Here is a 3,103-nt window from a genome sequence, read left to right as displayed (position 1 = left end):
CTGGAACGCAATCCCGTCGATCACCGACACGATCTCGGAAATCTTGCGCGAGCTGGCAGAAATGCCCTGCATCGTGTTGACCACCTCGGCCACCGCCGAACCGCCGCGCTCAGCCACGTCCGAGGCGCTGGCCGCCAGCTGGTTCGCCTGGCGCGCGTTGTCCGCATTCTGCTTGACCGTCGAGGCCAGCTCTTCCATCGACGCCGCCGTTTCCTCCAGCGAGGCCGCCTGCTGCTCGGTGCGGCTGGACAGGTCGGTATTGCCGGCCGCAATTTCGTGCGAGCCGGTATTGATTTCATCGACGCCACGGCGCACCGTGGCCACCGTGCGCGTCAGGCTTTCCTGCATGCGCTTGAGCGCGGCGAACAACTGGCCGATTTCATTGGTGTTGCGGACCTCGACACGGGCGGTCAGGTCGCCGCCGGCGATGCGGTCGAAATGATGGCCCGCTTCCTTGAGTGGCTGCAGCACGCGGCGGCGCAGGAACACATAGGTCGCGAACACCAGCAGCGCCGCGATCACGCCGCCGGCGCCGACCGCCATCAAGACAAACTGGTAGCGCACCTGGGCCACCTCGAAGGCATCCAGCATCTTGCTGGCGCGCCAGAAATCGAATCCCTCGACGGCACGCGCGAAGCGGCCTTCGAGCGCGTCCTGCACTTTCTGCACCTGGGTCTGGTAGGCCGGCATGTCGGCCTTCTCGAGCGCGGCGGTCAGCGGCAGCACACCCTGCTGTATCAGGATGCCATAGGCATCCTCGACTTCCTTGAGGGACTCGGCCGCCTCGGCCGGCCGCGGCAGCGTCTTGAAATACTCGAATTCGGCCTGCCCTTTGTTCTGGGCCGCTTTGGCGCGCTCCAGCAGGCCCACGGCCTCGGTCGACAGGCCCTGGCTCAAGAGCGTGGGCTGGCCGACGTTGCGCACGATGTCGGCATAATTGGCCGACGCGGTACGTCCCAGCCCATTCAGGGTGTCCTTATAGCTGGAAACGACACGGCCAAGCGCGTCGTTCAATTCCTGCGATTGCTTGATCTCCGCCAGGGTCATGTTGCTGATACGCAACGACAGTACGCCCAGCGCCGCTCCGATCACCAACATGAATGAAAAGAACGCCAGCACCCACAACAGGCTGCTGCGTATCGTCATGTTCGCGAAAAACTTGCGCATCACAAGCACCACTCCCGAATGCAATCGTTAAGGAAAAGCGCCATATCGATTCCACAATATGGCGCGCCCATCTCCCTGGGAAGTCTCGGCCACCGCGCGCTTGCCACGGTGGCCGCTGTCCGGGTCCAGCCGTTCCGATCAGGAAGCGACTTTCTCCACCAGGGCCATTTCATCGCTGGTCATCATCTTTTCGATATCGACCAGGATCAGCATGCGTTCATCGACCGTGCCCAGGCCCGTCAGGTATTCCGTGGACAGGGTGGCGCCGAATTCCGGCGCCGGGCGGATCTGGCCGGCGTTGAGCATCAGCACGTCCGACACGCCATCGACCACGATGCCGACCACGCGGCGGTCGAGGTTCAGGATGATGACGACGGTCTGCTCGTTGTATTCGACGCTGCCGAGGTTGAACTTGATGCGCAGGTCGACGATCGGCACGATGATGCCGCGCAGGTTGGTCACGCCCTTGATGAACGGCGGGACGTTGGCGATGCGGGTCACGGTGTCGGCGTCATAGCCGCGGATTTCCTGCACCTTCAGGATGTCGATGCCGTACTCTTCATCGCCCAGCGTGAAGACCAGGAACTCGTTGCCGACATCTTCATTGCGCGCGGCTTGCGCTTGCGGTTTGGCTGCCATGGGGCTATTTCTCCATCAATTCAGAATGGCTTCGGGCTGCGACCAACGCTCACGGTTGGCGCGCGCAAGCGCAAATACGTCGACGATCAGCGCCACGCTGCCATCGCCCAGGATGGTGGCGGCGGAGATGCCGGGGACCTTGCGGTAATTCGACTCGAGGTTCTTGACCACCACCTGATGCTGGCCGATCAGGTGATCCACCAACAGCGCGAAACGGCGGTCCTCGGCCTGCATGATGACCGCGATGGCCTGGGTCGGGTCGGTCTGGGCCTCGCCGACCGAGAATACGCGGTGCATTTCCACCAGCGGCAGGTATTCGCCGCGCACGTGCATGACGCGCTCGTTGCCGGCCACGGAATAGATCTGGTCGTTGGTCGGCTGCAGCGATTCGGTCACGTGATTCAGCGGCAGGATGAAGGTTTCCTCGCCGACCCGCACCGACATGCCATCCAGGATCGCCAGCGTCAGCGGCAACACGATGCGCGTGGTGGTGCCGTTGCCCGGCTCGCACGACAATTGCACATGACCGCCCATGTCCTGGATATTGCGGCGCACCACGTCCATGCCGACGCCGCGGCCGGAAATGTCGGTGACCTTTTCGGCCGTGGAGAAGCCCGGCGCGAAGATCAGTTGCCAGATTTCGTCGTCCGGCGAATTCTCGTTGACAGGCAGCCCCTGGGCCATGGCCTTCTTGAGGATCTTCTCGCGGTTCAGGCCGGCACCGTCATCGCTGACTTCGATCACGATGTTGCCCCCGTTGTGCTGAGCCGACAATACCAGCTGGCCCACCGGATCCTTGCCGGCGGCGACACGTTTTTCGGGCGTCTCGATACCGTGGTCCAGGCTGTTGCGCACCAAGTGCGTGAGCGGGTCGATGATACGTTCGATCAGGCTCTTGTCGAGTTCGGTGGCGCGGCCGTAGGTCTGCAATTCGATCTGCTTGCCCATCTTGCCGGCGATGTCGCGCACCAGACGCGGGAAGCGGCTGAAAACGTAGTCCATCGGCATCATGCGGATCGACATGACGGCTTCCTGCAGGTCGCGCGCATTGCGCTCGAGCTGCTCCATGCCATTGAGCAGGCGGTCGTGCAGCACCGGGTCCAGCGTCGACGCGGTCTGCGCCAACATGGCCTGGGTGATGACCAGTTCGCCCACCAGGTTGATGACCTGGTCGACCTTCTCCACGCCGACGCGGATCGAGGTCGATTCCTTGTCGACGTGGGCCGGCGCAGCGGCGCGGCTGGTGCGCGCCGCTTGCGAGATGGCCTCGGCGGCGGCGGCGGATTCGGCCATGGCG

Annotated in this window: 3 protein-coding genes; all 3 read right to left on the bottom strand. The window is 63.5% G+C overall.

What is annotated here, in order from left to right; translation table 11 throughout:
* The coding region (locus HV701_RS26495) for a Tar ligand binding domain-containing protein (RefSeq protein WP_175135961.1) at positions 1-1,167 on the bottom strand (1,167 nt) is incomplete at its 3' end.
* Between the two features lie 138 nt (positions 1,168-1,305).
* Positions 1,306-1,806, bottom strand: a complete 501-nt coding sequence (gene cheW / locus HV701_RS26490; RefSeq protein ID WP_006387513.1) for a chemotaxis protein CheW — start codon at positions 1,804-1,806, stop codon at positions 1,306-1,308.
* Between the two features lie 15 nt (positions 1,807-1,821).
* The coding region (locus tag HV701_RS26485) for a chemotaxis protein CheW (RefSeq protein ID WP_254595260.1) at positions 1,822-3,103 on the bottom strand (1,282 nt) is incomplete at its 5' end.

Origin of the sequence: Achromobacter pulmonis (assembly GCF_902859765.1) — a bacterium.
Classification (GTDB): Bacteria; Pseudomonadota; Gammaproteobacteria; order Burkholderiales; family Burkholderiaceae_B; genus Achromobacter; species Achromobacter pulmonis.
Note: the sequence above shows the minus strand (reverse complement) of the source record. Positions and strands in the feature narration are given on the sequence as shown.

Bases quoted from the DNA above. Each gene is read 5' to 3' on its own strand.
- cheW (WP_006387513.1), bottom strand. From the start codon at position 1,806: ATGGCAGCCAAACCGCAAGCGCAAGCCGCGCGCAATGAAGATGTCGGC.